Genomic DNA, 22,481 nt, shown 5'->3' with positions numbered 1-22,481 from the left:
ATGGAGCAGCGTCCGGTTTGGGTCAAGAACGACAAAGCTCGGGTGAGCATAATAGGTCCGCTTTCGGGTGCATAGCGTCCGACTCGCTCCTTGGCGGGCCACATTGAGCCGGACTGTCATGCCGTGATTCAAGCCCCTTATCGTGGGGGCGAATCATGCGTTACGAACTCACCGACAAACAGTGGGCTGCAATCAAGCCGATGCTACCGAACAAGCCGCGCGGCGTGCCGCGGGTGAATGATCGTCGTGTCCTCAATGGCATCTTCTGGGTCTTGCGCTCTGGAGCGCCATGGCGCGATTTGCCGGACAATTTTGGTCCGTACACGACCTGCTACAACCGCTTCGTTCGCTGGCGACGAGCGGGCGTGTGGACCCGAATTATGAACGCCCTGGCAGGCCGCCCATGATGCCGCCGTCCAGATGCTCGACACCTCCATTGTCCGCGTGCATCAGCATGCAGCGTGCATCACCCGAAACCGGAGACAGTCGATGGGTCGGTCACGGGGCGGATTGACCAGCAAGATCCATGCGCTCGTCGATGGTAATGGCCTGCCTGTACGGCTGGCACTGACACCTGGTGAGGCTCATGACAATCTGCTTCAGCCCTTATCTCTACCGCGCCCGCAACAAAGTCGAACGGTTCTTCAATCGGATCAAGCAATGTCGTCGGGTTGCTACACGCTACGATAAGCTTGCCGTCAACTATCTTGCCTTCGTCCAGCTCGCATCCATCCGGCTATGGCTAGCTGCGCGTAATGAGTCCACGCCCTAATTTCGCACACCCGACGACGACGTCGCGCTGCCGGCTTCATCGGCGCGAAATCAGCTTCAGCCAGGGCGCCGAATGGAAGGCGCTCATCAGCAAGTACATCGGCACCATGCCGCCTACCGGCAATGCGTTTGCAGCCGAGCAAAGCGGATCCAGCGGGCCACCGCCAACCACGGCGGTAAGCAGCGCCATGATTGCGAAGGTCGGCGCGGCCGCAAGCGATTGCCATCTAACTATCGCAAGCGCGACCGCGGCGCCTTCGTCATCACAGCTCGCCGCGCAGGGCGCGTTGCTGTGAGAGGCCTCGCTCATCCCTTTGTGCCTGCGCTCTGCTTGCGGAACGCGGCCTCTCCGGCGTCCGACACCTCGACCCACCTCTTGTCGGGCGCTGCGCCTTCGATGTAGCTGTCGTGCCAATTCCACCATTTGTAGGTCGGAGTCTGAGGATATCCTTCGGGCGAATCCTCCCAGACCTCCTGGCGGCCGAGCGGCGTGATGTCGAGGTAATTCCAGGTGCCTCCCATCTGCTCGTCGCCGCGGTTGTTGATGAAGTAGGTGCGGTAGATCTTGTTGCCGTCGCGGAAGAACACGTTGGTGCCGTGCCATTCGCCGACGTCGAAGTCGGTGTCGAAGCTGTCGGTGATGGTGTACCAGGGGATCAACTCCCATCCCATTCGCTTCTTCAGGCGCGCGATGTCCGGCTGCGGCGCGCGCGAGGCAAACACGAGCGTGGTATCGCGGGCGTTGAGATGGGCAACATGGGCGACCTGGTCGGCCACCATCGAACAGCCGCGGCAGGCATGGTCGGGCCAGCCGAACACGCCGGGCTCGAAGAAGGCGCGGTAGAGGATCAACTGATGACGGCCCTCGAACAAGTCGCGCAAGCTCGCCTGGCCGTTGGGCCCCTCGAACCTGTACTCCTTCTCCACGGCCAACCACGGCATTCGCCGGCGTTCGGCGGCGAGCGCGTCACGGGCGCGGGTCGTGGCCTTTTCCTTCACGAGCAATTGCTGGCGGGCCGCTTCCCATTCCTGTGCCGAAACGGTGTGAATCTGCATGGCTAACCTCCTGTTTGTTGGGACGTTTGTCACTTGAGCTTCGACTTGCAGCGTCAGGCCGGCAGACGCGCGTCGTATTCCTTCATGAGGCCGCTCCAGCCATCCCAGAACGGCGCCGGCTCCTCTCCGCTCGCACGGGCGACCAGAACATCGAGATGCATGTGCCAACCGGCCATATGCTTGAGCAGCGTGGCGCGGTCGGGGAAGCGCCGATGGGTGACCGTGAGCAGCACGCCCTTGCCTTTGGGCTCCAGTTCGAACGTGACGTCACCGGTACTGTTCCAGGTGATCGACAATTTTCGGGGTGGATCGAATTCGGTAATCCGGCTCTGCATGCGATGCTCGCCGCCGAAGCCGGCCGGGGCCTTGCCGGGCGGATCCGTCAATTCGTCGTTTCGCCAGACAAGTTCGAAGGGCGCGCCGACCTTTGTCCCCATATCGCCGGCCGCCATCCATTTGCGGCGCAACTCGCTGTCGGTGAGATAGGCCCAGATGCGCTCGATCGGGCCGGGCAGCAGCCGCTGGATTTTCAGCGTCGTGGGCTCGGGCAGGCTGCCGTACGCGTCGGGCTTTGTCGTTGAATTCATCGCTCTACTCCGTCACCGATTTTGATTTGGATTTTGATTTGGATTTTGCTTTCGCCCGGTCCTCTTCGCGCAGCAGAGCTTCCAGCCTGTCGAGCTTTGCGGTCCAGAAACGCTCGTAACGCTTCAGCCATGCATCGGCTTCCGCGAGCCGCGCCGCCTCGAGGCGGCAGAGATGGGAACGACCGCGGATCGTGCGTTTGACGAGACCAGCGCTCTCCAGCACCCGCACGTGTTTCGAGGCGCCGGCGAAGCTCATGTGAAACGGCGTCGCCAGTTCCCCGATCGTCAGTTCCCGTTCCGCCAGACGACCAAGCATCGCCCGCCGCGTTGGATCCGCGAGGGCGTGAAAAACGGCGTCGAGATGGGCACTACGTTCAACCATGTGGTTTAACATAGTCGCGCGACGCTAATTGTCAACCAATCGGTTTAACGTTTTCGTGATGAGATTTGGGCCTAGCCGTCCGGCACGGTGTACACGGCGCAGGGAGCCGCAATGCCGCGCAGCGCGTGCGTTCCCAGCGGGATCAGTTTTGTGGTGGTTTCGGCGGCGAGTGCGCTTGATATCAGCACCGTTCGGCCGAGCGGCCGACAAAGCCCTTCCAGCCGGCTCACCAGATTGACCGCGGGACCGATCGCCGTGAAATCCAGCCGGTCGGCCGCACCGACGTTGCCCCACAGAATTTCACCGAGATGCAATGCCACGCCGAACGACAGCGGCGGCAGCCCCTGCTCTCTCCGTGCGTCGCCGAGATGCGCCATTCCGGCCTGCGCGGAAGCGACGGCCCGGAGCGCCGCGTTGCAGGCATCGCGGGGAGATGGACCGGTGACCGGAAAGATCGCCAGCACGCCGTCGCCGATGAATTTCAACACCTCGCCGCCGAAGGCATGGACAGCACCGGCAATGCAATCGAACCAGGTGCCGAGCGCGGCAATCACCGCCGCGGGAGGCTCGGCCTCGGACAGTGCCGTGAAGCTGCGTAAGTCGGCAAACAGCAGCGCGGCCCGGATCGTCTCACCGACCTCGCGCCGCAGCGGCCCCGTCAGCACGCGCGCCGCGCTCCGCTTGCCGAGATAGGCTTCGAGCGCAGCGGTCACGGTCGCGCGCGCCGAAAGCGCGGCGAGCGGCGCTGCAGCGAAGCGGGCGGCATCGCGCAGGCGATCAGACTCCGGTTGCGTGAACGGCCGCGGTCCGATCCAGCCAAGAATCGGCCCGTCCGATCCCGGGCTCACATTATCTTCATGCACCGCTCCGCCTGCGAGCCCGACCAACCAGCTCCGGCCGGCGTCGCCGGACAAATTCCCCGCCGCTCCGAATCCCGCCGGAGCGAACCCCACGGCTTCGATCACCGCCCCATTCTCGGCGCGCCATAGCCAGGTCCGGCGGGCGACGATCGGATGCGGCACGGCGAGCGTCAGCGCTCCGCCGGCGAGCGGCACGCCGTCCCCGATCAGGCGGGTGCCGAGTTCGGCCAGGAACGGGTCGGCGCCCGGCGAAGCGCTGGCTGCATCGACCAGCCATGTCAGCGTCGAACTCAGTTGCATGGATCGATCATGCGGCAGCGATGTTGCATTGTCACCCACGGCGCTTAACTTAGGCACTCGCCTTAGGCACCCGCTGGTTGTATCAGCGCGTCCTGCCAACGACCCACGAGGTTTTCGATGACTGAATCGTTTGTGCTCCAGCGCGAGACCCACATCGCCGCACCCCGCGCCAGCGTGTTCGCCTTCCTGACGGACCCCGAGAAGATCGTGCAATGGATGGGCAGCGAGGCAGTGACGGAGATGCATCCGGGCGGCATGTACCTCCTGAAAGGCGTCGGCAGCTCCACGGCACGCGGCGCGTTCCGCGAGGTCGTGCCGGTTCACCGCCTCGCCTACAGCTTTGGCTGGGAAGGCAATGAGGAAGTGCCGCCGGGATCGAGCCTGATCGAGATCGATCTGATCGAACGGGACGGCGGCACGCTGTTGCGCATGACCCATAGCGGCCTGCCCAGCGAGGCAACCCGCGACGCCCATTCCAAGGGTTGGGCGCATTATCTCGACAGGCTGACCAAGGTAGCCGCCGGCCAGGACCCTGGACCGGACCGCGGACCGAGTGGCACACGCAACGCGTAAGGATGGCGTCGGTCAAGGCGTGCATCGCTGGACGATCAGTCCTGTTTCTTCAACACCGTCACGTGGAGACGGCGCCGGATTTCCATCCCCTGCCGCCGGTAGAGCGCGATGGCCGAATGATTGTTGGTGAAGACGTGCAGGAGCGGAATTTCGCCGCGAGACACAATCTGGCGCGAGATGGCGGATAGCAGCATCTGTCCGTAGCCGCGGCCGCGATGCGACGGATGCACGCAGACGGCGGTGATCTCGGTATATTGAGCGGGCTTCATCCGCTCGCCGGCCATCGCGACAAGCTGGCCGTCGACGCGGATGCCGAGAAAGGTGCCGAGCTCATGGGTTCGCGCGCTGAACGGGCCCGGCTTGGTGAGCTCGGTGAGTTCGATCATCGCGGGAACGTCGTCGACACCGAGCGTGACGATATCGACGCCATTGGCTGGTGTTTCAACCGGCGTTCCAATCATCTGTTCACCGGTGTCCGCCAGCGCGATCTTGAATTCGGCGGGCGGGTTCACGGGATCCGGCGTGAACAGCACGGCGATGTCCTGCGGCGACATCAGCCCGGCGAGCGCTGCAAAGCTTTCAGGCGACATGTCCGCCATCGCTGCGAAGGGCGTGATCTCGGTCGGATAGCGCCGCGCGCGGGCATCGCCATCGGCCAATGCCTGCTGCGTGGTCGTGAGCGCCGTCCAGATCGGATAGTCGAGGGGATGGTCAGGTCGAACGGACATCGGGCTGCCTTCATTCGCTCAATTGCATTGCGCTACCGGTAATCGTCGAGGTCTGCGATCTTGCCACCTTCGCTGACTTCAGCAGTGTAGCGCCAAATGTCGGGCTGTGAGCCGTCTACATCCGTAAAGCCATAGTGGCGGGCGAGTTCGCCGGAGCTGACCGATCTCTGATTCCACCTGCCGCGATCGGGATCGGCTGCGAGCGCAGCCACAGCGCGGCCGACATAACGCGGCGATTCCGACAGCGCGAAATCGGGCGGCGCCTGGTGCCTGCCGCCTCCCCGCTCCGCCAGCGCCTCGCGCCAGGTCGTTTCGGTGACGCCGAAATTCTCCAGCATCATCTCGGAGCGCAGCCATCCAGGTGTGATCGCAACCGCCGTGGCCCCGTGCGGTGCGAGTTCGTGTCCTTGCGAGTAGGCGAGACGGTTCACGCTCTGCTTGACGAGATCGTAGAACACCGAGATCCGGTAATGCTGCGCATTGTAATCGGCGGTGCCGTCGGTGACTTCGACGAGCAGGCCGCCTGCTTTCGCGATCAGCAGCGGCAGCAGATAATGCGATGTCACCAGATGCGTCTCGATGCCGAGCCGCAGAATCCGCAATCCCTTTTGCAGGTCGAGCTTCCAGATCGGCGTATTCCATTCGGCGGGCCCGCCCTTCAGCCGTTCGGCGCCCCAGATGTCGTTCACCAGCACGTCGATGTGGCCATGCTCGGCGCGGATACGCTCGGCCAGTTCCGCGACCTGCAAAGGTTCGAGATGATCAACGGCGATGGCGACGCCTTTGCCGCCGAGGCCGGTCACGAGCTCGGCCGTCTCCTCGATCGTCTCCGACCGGTCATAATCGGATCGCGTTGGAGCACCGGCGCGAGCGCTGCTGCGCCCCGTGCAGATCACCGTCGCACCCGCCTCTCCCAGCGCGGCGGCAATGCCGCGGCCGGCGCCGCGCGTCGCGCCCGCCACCACGGCGACACGTCCGGCGAGCGCGCCTTCATGTGAGACCATGCTCATCTTCCCTCACCTTACGCGCCGCTGCGGTCCGATTGCATCGAGGCGCCTGCGCGCATCATTCCGCTTTCTCTGCCGTCGCCTCGATCAGATTGTCGCGGAGCGTGACGACGTTTTCCTGCAGCCGCGCGAACTCGTCGGGCTTCAGTCCGGTAGAGGCCACGAGATTCATGTGTATGCCCTTCTCGCGCAGCCGGCCGCCAGCCTCGGTCAGGCTGATGCGCACCTGCCGCTCGTCCGCGGGATCACGCTGGCGGCGCAGATAGCCCATCTGCTCCAGCTTTTTCAGGATCGGCGTCAGCGTGTTGGACTCCAGGAACATCTTTTCTCCAAGCTCGCTCACGGTCTGGCCGTCCTGCTCCCACAACGCCACGATCGCAATCCATTGCGGGTAGGTCAGGCCGAGTTCATCGAGGCCCTTTTTGTAGGCCCGCCCGAAGGCAAGGTTGGCCGAATAGATCGCAAAACACAGGAAATCGCCAAGCCGCCGCTCGCCTGCGGCCGGCCTCGGTTTCTGGCTGGCCTTTGAATTGTCTCTCGAATTGTCCCTGGAGCCGGTCCGGGGCCCGTCGCTCAGTTTCATGGAGGTCGTCCTTTCCGACACGAACATGTGAAGTCTCGCATCCATATATATCGTATCCGATTAAATCGGAAGGGTTGACATAGCGGGCCCGAAACGTTTTATATCGCATACGATCTTTTCGTACACGCTACAACCACGGTGCGCGCCGGAATATTCCCGCCACCACAACATCGAGGAGAGAACCATGTCAGATCTCAAGGAACGCACCAGCACCACTTCCAAGGCCGCTTCGGCGGTCGACCTGAAGCTCGAAGTCATCGTCATCCCGGTTTCCGACGTTGAACGAGCCAAGCAGTTTTATGCAAACCTCGGCTGGCGGCTCGACGCCGATTTCGCCGGCCCTGACGATTATCGCGTAATCCAGTTCACGCCGCCCGGCTCCAACGCCTCGGTCATTTTCGGCAAGAACGTCACCCCTGCCGCGCCCGGCTCCGCGCAGGGCCTCTATCTGATCGTTTCGGACATCGAGGCCGCTCGCAACGAGTTGCTCGGCCGAGGTGTTGCGGTCAGTGAAGCGTTTCACGCCGGCGGCAACGTGCATGTCGGCTCGGACGAGCCCTATCTGTTCGGGCGGGTCCGGCTGAGCGGCCCGGATCCGGAACGCGGCAGCTATCGCTCCTATGCCTCGTTCAGCGATCCCGACGGCAATGGCTGGCTGCTGCAGGAAGTCACCGCGCGATTGCCCGGGCGCGTCGACGCTAATGCGACGGCCTTCAATTCGTCGGCTGATCTCGCGAGCGCACTGCGCCGTGCGGCGGCTGCCCATGGCGAATACGAGAAGCGCAACGGCGGCCAGCACGATGAGAACTGGCCGGACTGGTACGCCGAATACATCGTCCGCGAACAGAGCGGCCAGCAGCAGGCGGCATGAGCAGGCGAAGCTGTCATCGGCGGTGGCTTGCTCAACGCGTTCGCCGCCGGTGAGGACGCCAACCCAACAAGGAGATTCACCATGCGTTTGCTATCCAAAGGCCTCTCATTCATTTCGCTTCCTGCGCTCGCGCTGGCCGTGACGCTTTCGGCCGGAACGGCATCGGCTCAGACCACACAGAGCGCCGCGGGTGATCGAACCGCAACTTCATCCGAGCGACGCGATGATCTGGCCGGCAAGCTTGTCCGGCGTATCATCCAGCGCGCGCCGTCATCGATCCCAGGCCGCGAGATCGTGCAGGTAGAGACGGAGATTCCTGCAGGCGTCGAATCCGGATGGCACGTTCATCCCGGCGAGGAGGTCGGCTACATCGTCGCCGGCAATGTCGAGATGAAGGTGCAGGGGCGCCCCACCGTCATCCTGCGCGCCGGCGATGGCTTCCTCATTCCGCCGCGGACGCCGCACAATGCGCGCGACCTCGGTCCGGAGACCGGGCGGATGCTGTCGACCTATCTCGTCGAGCCCGGCCAACCGCTGGCGACGTTCGTGGAGCAGCACGCCGACAGGGCTGCCCATTGAGACAGTGATCGGCCGGGGCTGCCGGACGCACAGCCTCGCCCTGCTCCACTCCGATCGTCTCCCTGCCGTCTTGCTGATCACGCTGTAAGCCATCCAAATTGACATCGTTGGCGGCCCTCAGCCTTTTGGCTTGCGTAGGAACATAGACAGCGCCTCGGCCGTCTCCTTCGGTCTTTCTTCCGGAAAGAAATGACCGCCGTCGACCGGCTGTCCTTTCACAGCCGCAGACCAGCGCCGCCAGATTGCCAGCGGCCCTCCCTCGCTTTCGTACCACGTCGCGAGCGCGCCTGCCGCACTCCACAGGGCGAGCGTGGGACAGGTGATTTTCCGTCCCGCCTCCTGGTCCAGCCGGTCGTGATCACGATCGATCGAGGCGGCCGCGCGATATTCCTCGCAAATGGCGTGCGCGTGCGCGGCATCCCGCAGCATTGCGGCATATTCCTGCTGCACGTCCTTGGGAATTGCGTTCGCGGAGCCCCAGTTCGCCGCGGCGTCTGCGACGATGACATCGCCGCAACGGGTGAGGATGGTTTCTGGAAGCGGCGATGGCTGCGCCAGCAGCGCCCATGGCCAGAACCCAAGCGCCAACCGATCATCGGCCCGATCCCACGCCTCGGACACCGGAATGATATCGAGCACGGCCAGCGCATCGACCTTGTCAGGCGCATCCAGCGCCAAGCGCTGCGCGACCCGACCTCCCCTGTCATGACCGATGACCGAAAAGCGCGAATAGCCGAGCCGATCCATCAGCGCCAGCATGTCCGCCGCGAGCGCCCGCTTCGAGTAGGCCGCGTGGTCGGGCGTGCTTTCGGGGCATCCGCTTTGCCCATAGCCCCGCAGATCGGCGCAGACGACGGTGTGTGTCGCAGCCAGGTGTGGCGCGATGTCCCGCCACATCAGGTGGGTCTCGGGAAAGCCGTGCAACAGGAGAATCGACGGCCCGGAGCCTGCCCGGCGCGCGAAGAGCCGCGCTGCACCGGTGTCGATTTCGACCGACGTAAAGCCCTCGAACATCGCAACGCTCAGCCCGGCAGTGCGGCGACGGCGACGATCTCGACGACGAGGTCGGGATGCGCCAGCGCTGCGACCCCGATCACCTCTGATGGCGGCGGGTTATTATAGCTGCAATGCTTCGGGCAATGCTCGGCGAAGAATTCGTCCATCACGTCGAGGCGAAAATTGGGAGAGCTGAGGACGCCACCGTCCGGAAACGGTCCCTTGACGTACTGGGTGATCCTGACGAGGTGATCGAGCGAACTGCCGAGCTCTTCCAGATCCGCTTTGATGTTAGCGAGAATCAAGCGCCACTGTGTTGCGGCGTCACCGGCCGCACCGCCCTTGGCGTTCTCGGGATCATAATTTTCAGTGGTGGCTGTGTTACCGGCCAGAAAGACATAGCCCTTTGCGCCGGTGACGACCGTGCCCTTTCCCCAGGGCATCAGCCGGCCGCCCTTCATCTTCTTGTGCGTGACGAGCTGCATCGCTGTCTCCTGCAGACGAGCCCCGCCCCGATCGGTCCGATCTAGAACCCGACACTACGAAAATGGTTCGCCTCAAGACTGCGTATATGGGTCCACGTTCTCGCTGCGCGAAGCGGGATGACAGAGGCGGCTTGACCTGCCACGTATCATGCAATATCAATAGTTACATGAAACGAGACAGTAGACTTTCAGGCGTGCTCCACGTGCTGCTGCACATGGCCGAGCGGAAGGAGCCGGTGACTTCCGACGTGCTCGCACGGGCCATGGACACCAATCCCGTGGTGATCCGGCGGATCATGTCCGGACTGCGCGATCAGGGCTATGTGCGATCGGAGAAAGGCCATGGCGGCGGGTGGACCCTCGCCCGCGACCTCGCGACAGTATCGCTGCGGGATGTCTATCAGGCGCTCGGCCAACCTTCGCTGTTCGCCATGGGAAACAGAACAGAAGCCCCGGGCTGTCTTGTCGAACAGGCCGTGAATGCTGCGCTCGACCGGGCGTTCGACGAGGCGGAGGCGCTGTTGCTCTCACGTCTTAAGGATGTGACGCTTGCAATGTTGAGCGCCGATTTTCAGAAGCGCCTGGGCGACCGGCGCAACCGTCATCGTCTGGAGATCGCCCATGCATCATGACGCGGCCGCCAACGCCTTGTTGGCCCACTTCTCCGATCCCGACGCGGTCGCGCGCTATGCGGATGGACCGCCGCGCTTCGTGCCCGGCTTTGCGGACCTTCACCGCATGACCCGCATCCTGCTGGCGGAACAGGCTGAGCAAGACGCACGGGTGCTGGTGCTCGGCGCGGGTGGCGGCCTGGAGTTGACGGCGTTGGCGGCGGCAGAACCGCGCTGGAGGTTCGTTGGCGTCGATCCGGCCTCCGAAATGCTGAAGCTGGCCGAGCAGACGCTGGGGCCATTCAATGCGCGCGTGCAGTTGCAAGAGGGTTATATCGACGATGCGCCAGATGGGCCGTTCGATGCCGCCACCTGTCTGCTCACGCTGCATTTCCTGGATGTCGACGAACGGCGGCGGACGGCCTGGGAAATCCACCGCCGCCTGAGGCCCGGAGCGCCGTTCGTGGCCGCCCATTCCAGTTTTCCGCAACAGGACAGCGAGCGCGCGCGATGGCTATCGCGCTATGCCGCCTATGCGATCGCCTCCGGCGCCGATCCGAACCAGGCCAACACGGCGCGTGCGGCGGTCGAGGCGCGCTTGCCCGTGCTCAGTCCGGAGCAGGACGCACAAATTCTGCGTGAGGCCGGATTCCGGGATGTGGAGTTGTTCTACGCCGCCTTTACCTGGCGCGGCTGGATTGCGTATGCGTGAAGCGTGGTAGTCAGGCATCCTGATTCAGCCGTCCAGCAACAAATCATGACCATCCGTCCGATTGTCAGATATCCCGACCCCCGGCTTGCGCTCCCGGCGCAGCCGGTGACCGTGTTCGACGACGCGCTGCGCGACCTGGCCAGAGACCTGCTCGAGACGATGCATGTCGCGCCCGGCATCGGCATCACCGCGCCGCATGTCGGCGTCTCCCTGCGGGTCGTGGTGCTCGACCTCGACCCCATCAATGGCGCGCGCACCTATATCAATCCCGAGATCATCTGGGCCTCGCCTGAAATGATCATGCATCAGGAAGGCAGCGTCTCGATGCCGGGGGTTAATGACGAAGTGCGGCGTCATGCGCGCGTTCGGATCAGCTATCACGACGTCGACGGCAATGAACACACCGAGGAATCCGAGGGGCTGCGCGCCGTCTGCCACCAGCATGAGATCGATCAGCTCAATGGCCTGTTCTGGATTCAGCGACTATCCCGCCTGAAGCGCGAGCGGTTGATCAAGCGTTTCGAGAAGCTCTCGCGGGGCTGAAGATAGATTGGGCGGAATGCTCTGCTATTCCGCCCTGCCCTGCCTTTACGCTGGCACCGGCGCAGCGCGTGCCACCATCATCGGCCTGAACGTCATCATGATCAGGAATGCGCCGAGCCCCATGATCCACGAGCCGATATAGAGCCAAGCGTAGCTGGCAAACGTGTCGTAGATCAAACCGCCGGCCAAGGGTCCCGTCGCCATGCCGAGGCTGCCGGCCATCGCGGTGCCGCCGATCACGGTGCCCATCATCCGCAACGGAAAGTTTTCGCGCACAAGCACGGCATAGAGCGGCATGGTGCCGGCATAGAGGAAGCCGAACAGCGCGGCAACCGCATAGAACGCGGCGAGATCGCGCACGAAGACATAACCGAGTGCGCCGAACGCCTGCGCCAGCAAGCCAAAGACGAGCACGCGCTTGGCGCCAAAACGATCGCCGAGCAGGCCGAAGGCGATACGGCCGCCCATCCCCGCCAGGCCCTCGATGCTGTAGATGGTGACGGCGGCGATCATCGGGATGCCGCAACTGATGGCGTAGCTCACGGTATGGATGATCGGGCCCGAATGGGTGGCGCAGCAGAAGAAATTCGTCAGCAGCAGGATGATGAATTGCGGCGAGCGCAGCGCCTGCGCCAGCGTCATCTCCGGTTCCGCCGGCGCGCTCGATGGCGCGGACGCCCCGCTCTCAAGCGCCGGCGCGCGGCGCACCAGCAACGAAACCGGGATCATGATCGCGGCGACGACGAGCGCCACGATCTGCATCGAGGTGCGCCAGTCATGATTCGAGACCAGCCAGGCGGCGAGCGGCGACATGGTCATCGGCGCCATCCCCATGCCTGCCGAGACCAGCGAGACCGCAAGGCTGCGATGGGTATCGAACCAGCCGGTCACGCAAGCCATCATCGGCGCGAAGATCGCAGCCGTGGCGCCGCCGACCATCAGCCCGAAGACGAATTGAAACACGACCAGTGAGGTCGCAAGGCTCGCCAGTCCCAGGCTTGCCGCGAGCACGACCGAACCGGTCAGCACCACCGGCAGTGGCCCCAGCCGGTCGGACAAGTTGCCCCAGATCATGCTGGTGAAGGCCATCGCGAGGAAGCCGATCGTCATCGCGCTGGATACGCCCGTCACCGACCAGCCGGTATCCCGCGCGATCGGCTGCAAAAACACCGGCAGCGAAAACATGCCCCCGATCGCGACACAGCCAAGCAGGCCCCCGGCAGCGACGATCACCCAGCGATAGCGAGAATTGGTCATTCCTGATCTCCTGACAGCCTCTTCGGCTGGAAGACGAACGGAATGGGCCGGAGCCGACAGGCCGAAGGCTGCCGCAGCTCACTTTTTTGCGAGCGAGGTAGGTTCGTTCTGCGGGTAGACGACGCCAACCAGCCTGTGGAGCCACCGGTCCCAGTGCAAGGACTTATCGAGCCCAAGCTTCTCAGCGATGAGCATCTCGCAACGTCGAAGAAGACGTCCGCGAGTTCGAGTCGCCGTCAATCCCAGGATCACGACGAATGATATCGCCCTTGACTATGTCTCATCTGAGGTATATTTTTGTCTCACCTGATTTAGAGGTTCCCGTGAGCCATCAAACCGCGATCCTGGCCGGTCTGCTCGGCGTCAAGCCGAAGAACACAGAGACGACGCTTACCCTCGCCCGTTCCGTGGAGAAGGGCCTGCCGGTATCGGCGTTGGATAAATTCGCCGGCCGCGTGTCCCCGCAGGACGTCCGTCACTTCACCTATCGCGTGGTGCCGAAGCCGACGCTGGAACGGCGGCGCAAGGAAAAGCAGCATCTGACGACCGAAGAGAGCGACCGGCTCGCGCGTGTCGCAAAAGTGTTCGCCTTCGGCCTCGAAGTGTTTCGCGACGAGGCCAAGGTGCGCGATTTTCTCAACCGGCCACACCCTATGCTTGAAGACAAGACCCCGCTCGAACTGGCCTTGGCAACCGGCCCCGGGGCGGACGCCGTCGTCAACCTGCTCGGGCGTACAGCCTATAGCGGCGGCGTCTAGGCGTGCCGAAGAGCGATCGTGTCCTGACATGCTATCGCATCGGGGATCCGGACGGCGCCTACCCCGTGTACGATGCCGAGGGATCGCGCCTCTACCCGGGCCGGTGGAATACGCGTACCAGCCCGATGATCTACGCATCCGAGCACTATTCCACCGCCATGCTCGAGAAGCTGGTGCACGCCAATCTGGTGATGCCCGCCAACCAGCACTTCATCGAGATCACGATACCAAACGGCGTGTCGTATGAAGTTTTCCAAGCTGCGGCGCATCCCGGCTGGGATTCACGCAACGAAACGATCTGCAAGAGCTTCTGCCAGAAATGGTACGAGGAGAAGCGTTCGGCGCTCCTGATCGTCCCCTCAATCCCGGCGCGGCTGGAGCGCAACTTTCTGATCAACCCGGCTCATCCCGATGCCAAGAACATCACGCACACCCTACCCGAGCCGGTGTGGTGGGATGTGCGGCTTTATGGGAGGTAGCTAGTCCGATCGGCGAATACCCTGCGCTATTCACCCTGCTTGCCATCGGTTTCGTCAATGGAACGATACAACCTGCGCCCCAGTTAACCAGCTCCACGCCGCAGAACGATGAAGCTGTTCCAGCCTGGGAGATCGCCATGGCCATCCACTTCAATCATACGATTCTTTCGACCCACGATAGCAAGGCGTCGGCAACCTTCCTGGCCGAGATGCTCGGTCTCCCCGCCCCGCGAAAGTGGGGACCGTTTTATATGGTCACCACCGAAAACGGCGCCAATCTCGACTACATGGATGTCGACGGCGACGTTACTCCGCAGCACTATGCATTTCTGACCAGCGAAAGCGAGTTTGACGAGATCCTCGGCCGAGTCCGGGAACGGCAGCTTCCCTACTGGGCCGACCCTGGACGGACGCAACCGGGCAAGATCAACCACCACGACGGTGGGCGTGGCATCTACTTCCAGGAGAAGAACGGGCATCTTCTTGAAGTTATTACCCGCGAGTACGGCAGCGGCGGCTGGAATCCCTGACGGCGCCTTCCGCCCACGTGCTCAATCCTCGAACAATGCCCGCACGTCCTCTTCCGTGAGCGCTGATGCGATCCGTCCGTCGCAATCGAACAGGCTATCGGCCAAGGCACGCTTCCGTTCCTTGAGCTCTTCCATTTTCTCTTCGACGGTGCCGGCAGCCACCAGCCGGTAGACGAAAACCGCCTTATCCTGCCCCATGCGGTGGGCACGATCGATCGCCTGTTCCTCGACGGCGGGATTCCACCAGGGGTCAAAGATGATCACGGTATCCGCCGCCGTCAGGTTGAGGCCGACGCCGCCGGCCCTAAGGCTGACCAGGAAAACGTCGTTCGTCCCGTTCTGAAAACCGTCGATCGCGTGCTTGCGGTCCTTGGTCTCTCCAGTCAACACGCCATAGCGCACGCGTTCCGCGTCCAGGCGTTTTCGAACCAGGTCGAGCATGGAGGTAAATTGCGAGAAGACGATGATCTTCCGGCCCTCGCTCAGCAGCTCCAGCACCATTTCCATCAATCGGTCGAGCTTGGCCGACGGCCGCGCGACACTGTCGTCGAGCTTCAGCAGCGAGGGATCGCAACAGACCTGCCGCATTCTCAGCAACGCTTCGAGCACGACGATGTGGCTTTTGGCCAGGCCGCGCTGCTGGATTGCCTTGCGAACCTTTTCTGACATCGACAGGCGGATCGCATCGTAGAGATCGCGCTGGCTCCCCTCCAGGACGATCCGCTCGACGATTTCGCTCTTGGCAGGCAGCTCCGCCGCCACCTCCGCCTTGGTCCGGCGCAGCAGAAACGGCCTGACCCGCCGGGCCAGCGCGGCCGCACGGACCTTGTCGGCGCGCTTCTCGATCGGGGTCCGCCACTGACGGGAAAAGCCGGCCTTGTCGCCGAGAAAACCGGGGTTGGCGAAACTCATGATCGACCAGAGTTCGCCAAGATGATTTTCCATCGGCGTCCCCGTCAGACAGAAGCGGTGCCGCGCCTTGACGTCGCGCAGCCATCGGGTGGTCGCAGCGTCGGGATTCTTGATCGTTTGCGCTTCGTCCAGCACCGCCATGTGCCAATCGCGAGACAACAGGACCTCCCGGTCGCGCGCGATCAGCGGATAGGTGGTCAGCACCACATCATGCTCGGGAATGGCCGCAAAGCTGTGCTTGCGATCGGGACCATGCAGCACCAGGACTTTCAGGTCAGGCGCGAATTTCTGCGCTTCGTTGAACCAGTTGGTCATCAGGCTGGTCGGTGCGACGATCAGAGCCGGTTGTGTGAGAGCCCCGCGCGCCTTTTCCAGCGCAAGAAGGGCCAGGATCTGCACGGTCTTGCCGAGCCCCATATCGTCGGCCAGCACGCCGCCTAGATCGCTTTCGCGGAGCAGATCGAGCCAGGCCACGCCTTGCGCCTGATAGGGCCGAAGTCCGGCGCGAAAGCTTTCCGGCAGGCGCGGATCGCTCAAGCCATGGGCTTGAACCAGACCGGCGAGACGACGAAGATTGTCAGCGCCCCGGAAGACGAATTTGTCGTTCTCAACCCCGAGCAGCGGCGCCACGTCTGCCCGTGACAGCTTCAGCTTTCCCGAACCGTCTGGGGAAATCCCGCTCAGGTTCAGACCATGCAGCGCCAATATCAGCGGAAGAAAGCGATCGGCGGCCAATGAAACATGGCGGCCGTCGGCAAGCGGCAGATAGAAATGATCGCCGCTCTCGGCGAGTTGCTTGATCCGATCGGCGGTGAAGTCAGGCGCAGAAACCAGCGCAGCTACCATCGGCGCAAGGTCGCGACGCTCGCCGTCGATTTCGATTCCGAGCGCCAGTTCGAACCAGTCGATACCGCTGGAATTCAGCTCCGCATCGAAGTCGCCCGATGCCGCCAGCCGATGGGGAAAGTCGTCATCGATATGGATCTCGAAACCCTGCGCTCGCAGCTCAGCCGCCTCGAGGTTGAGAAAGTCGAGCCAGTCATAGGGCTCGTCGAGTGTCAGGTCACGGCCATGGCGGGAATCGAGAAAGGGAAACTTCGCCCTCGCCTCGACGAACCCGAGATCGGTCAGGCGTCTGCGGGCCTCTTTCTCCTTCGGCTGACGGCGCTTGATCGCGTAGACCTGTCCGGCGTGAAATGCTTCCACCCGGCTCGCCCGTTCCGATAGATCGATCTCGATCGGGCCGTAGCGGAAGCCGAGATGAGCGACCGCGACCTGGCCACTGTTTGCTCGCGCCTCGCGGTAGTAGAAGGAGACCTCGCTCATCCGACCCTGTTGCAGCCGCAATACCGGGACCGGTTGCTCGTCGATCTGCATCGCGGCCGCCGGCGTCGCCGGCAACAGGCCGTGATGACGTTCCGGCAGACGCTGGCCGAGACGCCGCGACACTTCCATAACCTGGGCGCGCGGAATCTCCGGCGCCGACAAGAGCTGGCGGGCAAGCCGAGGCGGCAAGCTCAGCTCTACCGGTCCGATGGTCCCGGCGGACTCATCCACATAGACCGGCGGCTCGGCATTGAGCGCAATCGTTCCCGGCACGAGAAGGCAGGGAGCAATACCGCGCTTGCTGGCCTGGCGCCATTCGATCCGACCCTCGCGCTTGTCTCCCCATCGCAGCGGCTGTCGCTTATGGTCGAGCCAATAGGCACGACCCGTCGCGACGATCCGCTGCAATAGCTCGCCCGAAAGCGGCCGTTGGCTGTAGTAAACTCCTCGGGACGTAGCCGAAATTTGACTTAAAATATCGATGTCGCTGTCGCGGTAATATTTCGGTGCCCGCTCGGATGCAAAATCGGACACGCTGGGTTGGGAGTAGTTGCCGCCGAAATCGCCGCCTTTCAGCACCCTGACCGAGAGCAGCGATACGGCCAGAAGTGGGGTCTGTACGCCCTCGTGGGCGGGATGCAGACGATAAAGCAGCCGCTGGTTCAGTTCAGCGGGATAATCGTCGCCGCGCACCGCGTTTCCGATATTCTCAAGCCAGCTAACGACTTCATAGCCCAGCACGGGCGGCAGGGTTGCCGCAGCTTGCTCGGTCGCCGTCGAACCGACCGATGACGGCTTACCGCTGGTGGCTTCGAGCAGGGTTGCTGCCACATGCTTGCAATTGAAGGACATCGGACAGCTACATTCGCCGTCGAGGTCAGTGAGCCGATCGTCACTGAATTCAAGTTGAATATCGACGCGATATTCGTTCGATCCGCTCCCTCGCACCTTGGCACGAAGGTGCGTCAGGTCTTCGCTGACCTCCAGTCCCTTGACGCGGCCTTGCGCTTGATAGACGTGCGCCTTCTCAAAAGCCGAACGGCTGAAGTAGTCATACAAGTCCTTGCGCTTAAGCAGATTCGAAAGCACGCAATGAAATTCCACGACATAAGCGATTGGCTACATAAGAGGATGATCCGACGTGAGCAAGCTCATAGCCCTAGTCGCACTCGATCGTCCCCGGCGGTTCAACGTCATACACGGCCCGGTTCACACCCCTTGGTTTACTTGTCAATCCCACCAGAAGAACCACCAGTCGGCCGATTTGCCGGGCCGCCGTCCGGAATTTGAAAGTGCTCGCGATTTCTTGCAGCTATCACCCCGCCGCCGCCCGTTCGATCTCCGCGATGTCGATCTTCTTCATCGTCATCATACTGTCCATCGCACGCCTGGCGGCATCGCGATCGGATCCGTTGAAAAGCTCGAGCAACCGCTTGGGCGCGATCTGCCAGGAAAAACCCCAACGGTCCTTGCACCAACCGCAAGGCCTTTCCTCGCCCGCCATTGGCGATGATGGCATTCCAATAGCGGTCGGTATCCTGCTGGCTATCGGTCTGGACCATGAAGCTCACCGCCTCGTTCGGCGTGTAGTTGGGTCCGCCGTTGAGCCCCAGGAAGCGCCGGCCGAGCACGGTGAACTCGACCGTCAGTTCGTCGCCCTGCCCCACGCCCGGCTTGGCGTATGCATGGCCTGCGCCGACACGGCTATCGGGAAACGTAGCGGCGTAAAACTCCGCCGCCTCTCGCGCTCTGCCCTGATCGAACCACAGGCATGTTACGAGCTCGGCCATCGCAATCTCCTATCAATAACTCACGCCGTCGACTGGCTTCGAGGGTAGCGCCCGGGCATTCACGCCACCGGCGAAGCGAGCCTCCCCCCATTAAGCTTACGCCTTAACCAATAATTAATTATGGCTTTGCGGGCACGAAAGGCTCAGCTTAGCGTTTTGGCAATGCTGCTCAGTAACCTACGATGGGTGAGTGCCATGACCTATAGAACGACGTTTATCGCGTCTCTCAGTGCAGTCGCGCTTGTCCTTGCCGCGGGCGAGGCATTTGCCGATCCGGGCGTGGCGCGCGGCGCAGGCGTTGCGCCGTCGCGTCCGGCTTTCCCGGCATTCCCCAAATCGGGGCACCATCACCATCATCACCGGGGCGTAAGCGGTTTCTGGCCGGCCGGCGGCGTTGTCTATGGTCTGTCGAATGAGGTCGACCGACCGGTCATCGTGGAGACTCCGCCACTCAAAACATCGGACGATATCCGCTTCACGTGCGTGTACGATATTCCCTGGGATTACGTCCATCGATGTCCGCAGTTCACCACGCCTCGGCAATAGTTTGAGAGCATCTGTGTGGACGCTGCTCCGCAATGCAGCCTCGGGCTGACGGCGGCGCGCAAATGTTGTGCGTACCAATGAGACCAGAGCCCGGTTCTGATCGAATCAGAGCCGGGCTTTAGATTCTGGTTCAGGCTTTCGCTGGAGAACGCTCTTATGCCTACATGCCCGGGCCTGCTCCTGCCGTGCGCCTCGTCGCATGCCTCGCCATTACGGAGAAATTCCCATGAATGACCAGACCCTCGTAGTCCAGTCCATGAAGGTCAGTACGCACGGCTTTGCGAGTCTCGCCGTGCCGACGTATCGCGCCTCCACCATCGTCTTCGACTCCGCCGAAGCGTACCGGAATCGCGGCAAGCGGGCGCCAGACGGCTATAGCTATGGCCTGTATGGCACCCCGACGACGCGAGAACTCGAGCAGAAATTGACGGCTCTCGAGAACGGTGTCCGCACCTTCCTCACCCCCTCCGGGCAAGCGTCAAACGCCTTCGCATTGCTCGCATTGTTGTCGGCCGGAGACCGCCTGCTTATGGCCGACAACGTGTACCCTGCCACGCGCGACTTTGCTGATCGCGACCTCCGAAAGTTTGGCATTGACACCATCTTCTTCGATCCGACGTCGCCGGAGGACCTTGCCGGCAAGCTCCGCGGCGGTGCGAAGATGGTCTGGTGCGAGCAGCCGGGGTCTACGACTATGGAGGTAACGGACTTACCGCGCCTTGCCGAACTGAGCCATGCGGCGGGCGCGCTGGTCGGATGCGACAATACCTGGGCAACACCGCTCAACCTGAAGCCGCTCGATCTTGGCGCGGACATCGTCACCGAAGCGCTCACAAAATACGTCGCCGGCCATTCCGACGTCTTCATGGGGTCTATCACGGTGCGCGACGAGAAATTCGTCGAGACGATGCGTTCAACCCTTGGCCGCTATGGCATAGGCGCCTCGCCCGACGACGCCTCCCTCGTGCTTCGAGGCATGGAAACGCTGGCCGTCAGGCTATCCTACAGCTCCCGGGTGGCGACTGACATTGCCTCGTGGCTCGCCTCACAGCCGTTGGTCGAGGCGGTGCTCTTCCCGCCGCTGCCGCAATCGCCGGGCCACACCCTCTGGAAGCGCGACTTCCGAGGCGCGAGCGGTGTGTTCAGCGTGATCTTTCGGCGAGGTATGGCAGCCCGCGTGCCTCAAGCTCTCGATACGCTGCGTATATTCTCGATCGGAGCTTCCTGGGGAGGAACGCGCAGCCTTGTGGCACCGATGCCCGTCATACAGCATCGCAGCGTCACGCCCTGGCCCCACGACGATTTGGTTTTGCGCTTCAGCATCGGGCTAGAGGCGGAACAGGACCTCCATGCAGACGTCGAAAGGCTCTTGCAGAGATTGTCAGCGGATCCGCTGTGAACCACGGAGAAGCTCGTGGCGTAATAGCGAAGGCTATTCCCTAGTTAATCCAACTTCATCATTGCGAGGGCAACAGATCGCGCGAAAGGAGGCCCGATGACAGGCTCGGCGATTCCGTCTTTCGAGCTGCCTCCTTGACCTTCGTCATCATTGGATATACATATTGTATGATGTATATCCAGCAGACAGAGAGATCGCATGCAGGTCGCCAAATGGGGAAATAGTCTCGCGGTTCGCCTTCCCGCCGTCGTGGTTGAAGCGCTTGGGCTCAGGGAAGGCGATGAAATCGAGATCCACGTGACTGCCGAACGACAGTTCGGTGTGGCGCGCAAGCCAGGCCGCGACGAGCTGTTGAAACGCCTTCGCGCCTTCCGCGGCCGTCTCCCTGCCGATTTCAAGTTCGACAGAGACGAGGCGAATGCCCGTTAGTTTTTTCGACACCAATGTCCTCGTCTACCTCGCATCCGGCGATGCCGCCAAGGCCGATCGGGCGGAGGCCACGATTGCCGATGGCGGCTCGATCAGCGTGCAGGTTCTCAACGAACTTACCAACGTTGCGCGCCGCAAGATGCGCATGTCGTGGGACGAGACGCACGCGTTCCTGAATATGTTGCGCGGCCTGCTGACTGTCCATCCCCTCACCGTCGAGACCTACGAAACCGGACTCCGCCTCGCCGAGCGATACGGCCTTTCCATTTATGACGCGATGATAGCCGCTTCGGCGGTTCACGCCGGTTGCGATACACTCTGGTCCGAGGACTTGCAGGACGGGATGGCGCTGGACGAAGGCCTGCGCATCATCAATCCATTTCGGGGTGCTTAGCTAGCAGCCGCAGGGTGGGCAAAGGCGCTATCGCGCCGCGCCCACCATCTGTCATCACGTACGCTTTTCTAATCCAACCGACGTCGGAGGTCCGGTCGGGGGCGCTTGCGCGCACCGCACCAACATTAGCGTCAACGCGCTCAGGCGTATCGGTCAGATGACCTGGCCGCCGGAGACTTCGATCCGCTGGGCGTTGATCCAACGATTGTCCTCGCGGAGCAGGCTCGCGATCATCGGGCCGATGTCATCGGGCTGGCCGACACGGCCGAGGCTGGTCATGCCCGCGAAGGTCTTGTTGAGATCCGGCGTATCGCGGACGGCGCCGCCGAGGAAGTCGGTTTCGATCGCGCCCGGTGCCACCGTGTTGACCGCAATGCCGCGGCTGCCGAGCTCCTTCGCCATGTAAACGCTGAGCACTTCCACCGCACCTTTCGCCGCCGCATAGGCAGAGAAGCCGGGGAAGGACACGCGGGTCAGGCCGGTGGAAAGATTCACGATCCGGCCGCCATCGGCGATCAGCGGCAGCAGCGCCTGGGTGAGAAAGAACACGCCCTTGAAGTGAACGTTGACCAGTCTGTCGAACTGCGTCTCGGTCGTCTCGGCGATCGACGCCATGTCGCCATGGCCGGCATTGTTCACGAGGTGATCGAATCTGTCGCGCTGCCAGGTTTTCCGAAGCATCGTCCGCAGCCGATCGGCGAACGAGGCGAAAGTAGAGACATCGCTGACGTCGAGCTGCAGGGCAATCGCCTTGCGGCCGATCGCCGCGATCTCGGCGACAACGGCTTCGGCGTCTTGCTGCCGGCTTTGATAGGTGATGATGACATCGCTGCCCTTGCGGGCGATGTTGAGCGCCGTGTTCCGGCCGAGCCCGCGGCTTGCACCGGTAATGAGGACGATCTTGGTCATTGGTCAGACTCCTTTTTGCATGCGTGACCACGCCGATATGGCGCACGCGAGCCAGCCTTAGTTGCCGGAACCTCGACGATCCTTGCCTAATCCTCCAGATCGAATTTA

The 22,481-nt window shown here is 62.7% G+C and carries 26 protein-coding genes and 2 pseudogenes; 15 read left to right on the top strand and 13 right to left on the bottom strand.

Features of this window, described 5'->3' with window-relative positions; genetic code table 11:
- Nucleotides 1-155: 155 nt before the first annotated feature.
- Both V1273_RS15045 and V1273_RS34035 read left to right on the top strand, forming a co-directional pair.
- Nucleotides 156-772: pseudogene (locus V1273_RS15045) on the top strand (IS5 family transposase).
- Nucleotides 756-1,067, top strand: a complete 312-nt coding sequence (locus V1273_RS34035) for a hypothetical protein (protein ID WP_442894091.1) — start codon at nt 756-758, stop codon at nt 1,065-1,067. The pseudogene V1273_RS15045 and the gene V1273_RS34035 overlap by 17 nt, the downstream one beginning before the upstream one ends.
- Before the next feature lie 10 nt (nt 1,068-1,077).
- Here V1273_RS34035 and V1273_RS15035 read toward each other — a convergent pair whose 3' ends face one another.
- The 4 genes from V1273_RS15035 to V1273_RS15020 all read right to left on the bottom strand — a co-directional run bounded on the left by V1273_RS15035 (nt 1,078) and on the right by V1273_RS15020 (nt 3,956).
- Nucleotides 1,078-1,827: a DUF899 domain-containing protein gene (locus V1273_RS15035; protein WP_334410096.1), complete on the bottom strand. Its 750-nt coding sequence runs from the start codon at nt 1,825-1,827 to the stop codon at nt 1,078-1,080.
- 53 nt (nt 1,828-1,880) lie between these two features.
- On the bottom strand, nt 1,881-2,414 hold the full coding sequence (locus tag V1273_RS15030; RefSeq protein WP_334368384.1) for an SRPBCC family protein: 534 nt from the start codon (nt 2,412-2,414) through the stop codon (nt 1,881-1,883).
- 4 nt (nt 2,415-2,418) lie between these two features.
- Nucleotides 2,419-2,796 carry an ArsR/SmtB family transcription factor gene (locus tag V1273_RS15025; RefSeq protein WP_334368383.1) on the bottom strand — a complete coding sequence of 126 codons (378 nt, stop codon included), beginning with the start codon at nt 2,794-2,796 and terminating at the stop codon, nt 2,419-2,421.
- Between the two features lie 71 nt (nt 2,797-2,867).
- Complete coding sequence (locus V1273_RS15020) at nt 2,868-3,956, bottom strand: adenylate/guanylate cyclase domain-containing protein (protein WP_334410095.1); 1,089 nt, start codon at nt 3,954-3,956, stop codon at nt 2,868-2,870.
- 117 nt (nt 3,957-4,073) lie between these two features.
- On the opposite strand from V1273_RS15020, the gene V1273_RS15015 reads away from it, so the two are divergent.
- On the top strand, nt 4,074-4,529 hold the full coding sequence (locus V1273_RS15015) for an SRPBCC family protein (RefSeq protein WP_334368381.1): 456 nt from the start codon (nt 4,074-4,076) through the stop codon (nt 4,527-4,529).
- A 35-nt stretch (nt 4,530-4,564) separates the two neighbouring features.
- Here the strand turns inward: V1273_RS15015 and V1273_RS15010 are convergent, their stop codons facing one another.
- Genes V1273_RS15010 through V1273_RS15000 form a run of 3 tightly spaced genes read right to left on the bottom strand, consistent with a single transcriptional unit; the run spans nt 4,565 to nt 6,847 of the window.
- Nucleotides 4,565-5,257, bottom strand: coding sequence for a GNAT family N-acetyltransferase (locus tag V1273_RS15010; RefSeq protein WP_334410094.1), 693 nt, complete (start codon nt 5,255-5,257; stop codon nt 4,565-4,567).
- Nucleotides 5,258-5,289: 32 nt separating this feature from the next.
- Nucleotides 5,290-6,267, bottom strand: a complete 978-nt coding sequence (locus V1273_RS15005; RefSeq protein WP_334410093.1) for an SDR family oxidoreductase — start codon at nt 6,265-6,267, stop codon at nt 5,290-5,292.
- A gap of 55 nt (nt 6,268-6,322) precedes the next feature.
- Nucleotides 6,323-6,847: a MarR family winged helix-turn-helix transcriptional regulator gene (locus V1273_RS15000; RefSeq protein WP_334410092.1), complete on the bottom strand. Its 525-nt coding sequence runs from the start codon at nt 6,845-6,847 to the stop codon at nt 6,323-6,325.
- Nucleotides 6,848-7,031: 184 nt separating this feature from the next.
- On the opposite strand from V1273_RS15000, the gene V1273_RS14995 reads away from it, so the two are divergent.
- Together V1273_RS14995 and V1273_RS14990 are read left to right on the top strand one after the other, a co-directional pair.
- On the top strand, nt 7,032-7,718 hold the full coding sequence (locus V1273_RS14995) for a VOC family protein (protein WP_334382520.1): 687 nt from the start codon (nt 7,032-7,034) through the stop codon (nt 7,716-7,718).
- Nucleotides 7,719-7,799: 81 nt separating this feature from the next.
- Nucleotides 7,800-8,297 carry a cupin domain-containing protein gene (locus V1273_RS14990; RefSeq protein ID WP_334382521.1) on the top strand — a complete coding sequence of 166 codons (498 nt, stop codon included), beginning with the start codon at nt 7,800-7,802 and terminating at the stop codon, nt 8,295-8,297.
- Nucleotides 8,298-8,414: 117 nt separating this feature from the next.
- On the opposite strand, the gene V1273_RS14985 is transcribed toward V1273_RS14990, so the two are convergent.
- Both V1273_RS14985 and V1273_RS14980 read right to left on the bottom strand, forming a co-directional pair.
- Nucleotides 8,415-9,311, bottom strand: coding sequence for an alpha/beta fold hydrolase (locus V1273_RS14985; protein ID WP_334410091.1), 897 nt, complete (start codon nt 9,309-9,311; stop codon nt 8,415-8,417).
- 8 nt (nt 9,312-9,319) lie between these two features.
- On the bottom strand, nt 9,320-9,778 hold the full coding sequence (locus V1273_RS14980; protein WP_334382523.1) for a RidA family protein: 459 nt from the start codon (nt 9,776-9,778) through the stop codon (nt 9,320-9,322).
- Between the two features lie 167 nt (nt 9,779-9,945).
- On the opposite strand from V1273_RS14980, the gene V1273_RS14975 reads away from it, so the two are divergent.
- The 3 genes from V1273_RS14975 to V1273_RS14965 are packed head-to-tail and all read left to right on the top strand — an operon-like array spanning nt 9,946 to nt 11,644.
- A complete protein-coding gene (locus V1273_RS14975; RefSeq protein ID WP_334368373.1) occupies nt 9,946-10,410 on the top strand; it encodes an Rrf2 family transcriptional regulator in 465 nt (154 codons plus the stop codon).
- Nucleotides 10,400-11,101 carry a class I SAM-dependent methyltransferase gene (locus tag V1273_RS14970; protein ID WP_334382524.1) on the top strand — a complete coding sequence of 234 codons (702 nt, stop codon included), beginning with the start codon at nt 10,400-10,402 and terminating at the stop codon, nt 11,099-11,101. The genes V1273_RS14975 and V1273_RS14970 overlap by 11 nt, the downstream gene beginning before the upstream one ends.
- 45 nt (nt 11,102-11,146) lie before the next feature.
- Nucleotides 11,147-11,644, top strand: coding sequence for a peptide deformylase (locus V1273_RS14965; RefSeq protein ID WP_334410090.1), 498 nt, complete (start codon nt 11,147-11,149; stop codon nt 11,642-11,644).
- Nucleotides 11,645-11,689: 45 nt separating this feature from the next.
- Here the strand turns inward: V1273_RS14965 and V1273_RS14960 are convergent, their stop codons facing one another.
- The gene (locus V1273_RS14960; protein WP_334410089.1) at nt 11,690-12,901 is read right to left on the bottom strand and encodes an MFS transporter; all 1,212 of its coding nucleotides are present in this window, start codon (nt 12,899-12,901) and stop codon (nt 11,690-11,692) included.
- Between the two features lie 323 nt (nt 12,902-13,224).
- Here V1273_RS14960 and V1273_RS14955 point away from each other — a divergent pair, with 323 nt between their 5' ends.
- The 3 genes from V1273_RS14955 to V1273_RS14945 all read left to right on the top strand — a co-directional run bounded on the left by V1273_RS14955 (nt 13,225) and on the right by V1273_RS14945 (nt 14,668).
- Nucleotides 13,225-13,659: an antitoxin Xre/MbcA/ParS toxin-binding domain-containing protein gene (locus V1273_RS14955; protein ID WP_334368369.1), complete on the top strand. Its 435-nt coding sequence runs from the start codon at nt 13,225-13,227 to the stop codon at nt 13,657-13,659.
- 2 nt (nt 13,660-13,661) lie between these two features.
- On the top strand, nt 13,662-14,138 hold the full coding sequence (locus tag V1273_RS14950) for an RES family NAD+ phosphorylase (protein WP_334410087.1): 477 nt from the start codon (nt 13,662-13,664) through the stop codon (nt 14,136-14,138).
- 137 nt (nt 14,139-14,275) lie between these two features.
- On the top strand, nt 14,276-14,668 hold the full coding sequence (locus V1273_RS14945; RefSeq protein WP_334382528.1) for a VOC family protein: 393 nt from the start codon (nt 14,276-14,278) through the stop codon (nt 14,666-14,668).
- A 21-nt stretch (nt 14,669-14,689) separates the two neighbouring features.
- On the opposite strand, the gene V1273_RS14940 is transcribed toward V1273_RS14945, so the two are convergent.
- A complete protein-coding gene (locus V1273_RS14940) occupies nt 14,690-17,995 on the bottom strand; it encodes a DEAD/DEAH box helicase (RefSeq protein ID WP_334368366.1) in 3,306 nt (1,101 codons plus the stop codon).
- A 226-nt stretch (nt 17,996-18,221) separates the two neighbouring features.
- Nucleotides 18,222-18,696, bottom strand: a pseudogene (locus V1273_RS14935) (VOC family protein).
- 195 nt (nt 18,697-18,891) lie between these two features.
- Here V1273_RS14935 and V1273_RS14930 point away from each other — a divergent pair.
- The 4 genes from V1273_RS14930 to V1273_RS14915 all read left to right on the top strand — a co-directional run bounded on the left by V1273_RS14930 (nt 18,892) and on the right by V1273_RS14915 (nt 21,464).
- Nucleotides 18,892-19,242, top strand: coding sequence for a hypothetical protein (locus tag V1273_RS14930; RefSeq protein WP_334368365.1), 351 nt, complete (start codon nt 18,892-18,894; stop codon nt 19,240-19,242).
- Nucleotides 19,243-19,468: 226 nt separating this feature from the next.
- On the top strand, nt 19,469-20,641 hold the full coding sequence (locus V1273_RS14925) for a trans-sulfuration enzyme family protein (RefSeq protein ID WP_334410086.1): 1,173 nt from the start codon (nt 19,469-19,471) through the stop codon (nt 20,639-20,641).
- Between the two features lie 198 nt (nt 20,642-20,839).
- Complete coding sequence (locus V1273_RS14920) at nt 20,840-21,070, top strand: AbrB/MazE/SpoVT family DNA-binding domain-containing protein (protein WP_334410085.1); 231 nt, start codon at nt 20,840-20,842, stop codon at nt 21,068-21,070.
- The gene (locus tag V1273_RS14915; protein WP_334368363.1) at nt 21,060-21,464 is read left to right on the top strand and encodes a PIN domain-containing protein; all 405 of its coding nucleotides are present in this window, start codon (nt 21,060-21,062) and stop codon (nt 21,462-21,464) included. The genes V1273_RS14920 and V1273_RS14915 overlap by 11 nt, the downstream gene beginning before the upstream one ends.
- Nucleotides 21,465-21,617: 153 nt before the next feature.
- Here V1273_RS14915 and V1273_RS14910 read toward each other — a convergent pair whose 3' ends face one another.
- A complete protein-coding gene (locus V1273_RS14910) occupies nt 21,618-22,373 on the bottom strand; it encodes an SDR family oxidoreductase (RefSeq protein WP_334368362.1) in 756 nt (251 codons plus the stop codon).
- Between the last annotated feature and the right edge of the window lie 108 nt (nt 22,374-22,481).

This window comes from Bradyrhizobium sp. AZCC 1721, from assembly GCF_036924715.1.
Taxonomy (GTDB): domain Bacteria; phylum Pseudomonadota; class Alphaproteobacteria; order Rhizobiales; family Xanthobacteraceae; genus Bradyrhizobium.
This window is presented reverse-complemented; position numbering and strand designations above follow the sequence as displayed.

Coding starts and splice junctions, on each gene's coding strand:
- V1273_RS34035 (WP_442894091.1), top strand. CDS start 756: ATGAGTCCACGCCCTAATTTCGCACACCCGACGACGACGTCGCGCTGC.
- V1273_RS15035 (WP_334410096.1), bottom strand. CDS start 1,827: ATGCAGATTCACACCGTTTCGGCACAGGAATGGGAAGCGGCCCGCCAG.
- V1273_RS15030 (WP_334368384.1), bottom strand. CDS start 2,414: ATGAATTCAACGACAAAGCCCGACGCGTACGGCAGCCTGCCCGAGCCC.
- V1273_RS15025 (WP_334368383.1), bottom strand. CDS start 2,796: ATGGTTGAACGTAGTGCCCATCTCGACGCCGTTTTTCACGCCCTCGCG.
- V1273_RS15020 (WP_334410095.1), bottom strand. CDS start 3,956: ATGCAACTGAGTTCGACGCTGACATGGCTGGTCGATGCAGCCAGCGCT.
- V1273_RS15015 (WP_334368381.1), top strand. CDS start 4,074: ATGACTGAATCGTTTGTGCTCCAGCGCGAGACCCACATCGCCGCACCC.
- V1273_RS15010 (WP_334410094.1), bottom strand. CDS start 5,257: ATGTCCGTTCGACCTGACCATCCCCTCGACTATCCGATCTGGACGGCG.
- V1273_RS15005 (WP_334410093.1), bottom strand. CDS start 6,267: ATGAGCATGGTCTCACATGAAGGCGCGCTCGCCGGACGTGTCGCCGTG.
- V1273_RS15000 (WP_334410092.1), bottom strand. CDS start 6,847: ATGAAACTGAGCGACGGGCCCCGGACCGGCTCCAGGGACAATTCGAGA.
- V1273_RS14995 (WP_334382520.1), top strand. CDS start 7,032: ATGTCAGATCTCAAGGAACGCACCAGCACCACTTCCAAGGCCGCTTCG.
- V1273_RS14990 (WP_334382521.1), top strand. CDS start 7,800: ATGCGTTTGCTATCCAAAGGCCTCTCATTCATTTCGCTTCCTGCGCTC.
- V1273_RS14985 (WP_334410091.1), bottom strand. CDS start 9,311: ATGTTCGAGGGCTTTACGTCGGTCGAAATCGACACCGGTGCAGCGCGG.
- V1273_RS14980 (WP_334382523.1), bottom strand. CDS start 9,778: ATGCAGCTCGTCACGCACAAGAAGATGAAGGGCGGCCGGCTGATGCCC.
- V1273_RS14975 (WP_334368373.1), top strand. CDS start 9,946: ATGAAACGAGACAGTAGACTTTCAGGCGTGCTCCACGTGCTGCTGCAC.
- V1273_RS14970 (WP_334382524.1), top strand. CDS start 10,400: ATGCATCATGACGCGGCCGCCAACGCCTTGTTGGCCCACTTCTCCGAT.
- V1273_RS14965 (WP_334410090.1), top strand. CDS start 11,147: ATGACCATCCGTCCGATTGTCAGATATCCCGACCCCCGGCTTGCGCTC.
- V1273_RS14960 (WP_334410089.1), bottom strand. CDS start 12,901: ATGACCAATTCTCGCTATCGCTGGGTGATCGTCGCTGCCGGGGGCCTG.
- V1273_RS14945 (WP_334382528.1), top strand. CDS start 14,276: ATGGCCATCCACTTCAATCATACGATTCTTTCGACCCACGATAGCAAG.
- V1273_RS14930 (WP_334368365.1), top strand. CDS start 18,892: ATGACCTATAGAACGACGTTTATCGCGTCTCTCAGTGCAGTCGCGCTT.
- V1273_RS14925 (WP_334410086.1), top strand. CDS start 19,469: ATGAATGACCAGACCCTCGTAGTCCAGTCCATGAAGGTCAGTACGCAC.
- V1273_RS14920 (WP_334410085.1), top strand. CDS start 20,840: ATGCAGGTCGCCAAATGGGGAAATAGTCTCGCGGTTCGCCTTCCCGCC.
- V1273_RS14915 (WP_334368363.1), top strand. CDS start 21,060: ATGCCCGTTAGTTTTTTCGACACCAATGTCCTCGTCTACCTCGCATCC.
- V1273_RS14910 (WP_334368362.1), bottom strand. CDS start 22,373: ATGACCAAGATCGTCCTCATTACCGGTGCAAGCCGCGGGCTCGGCCGG.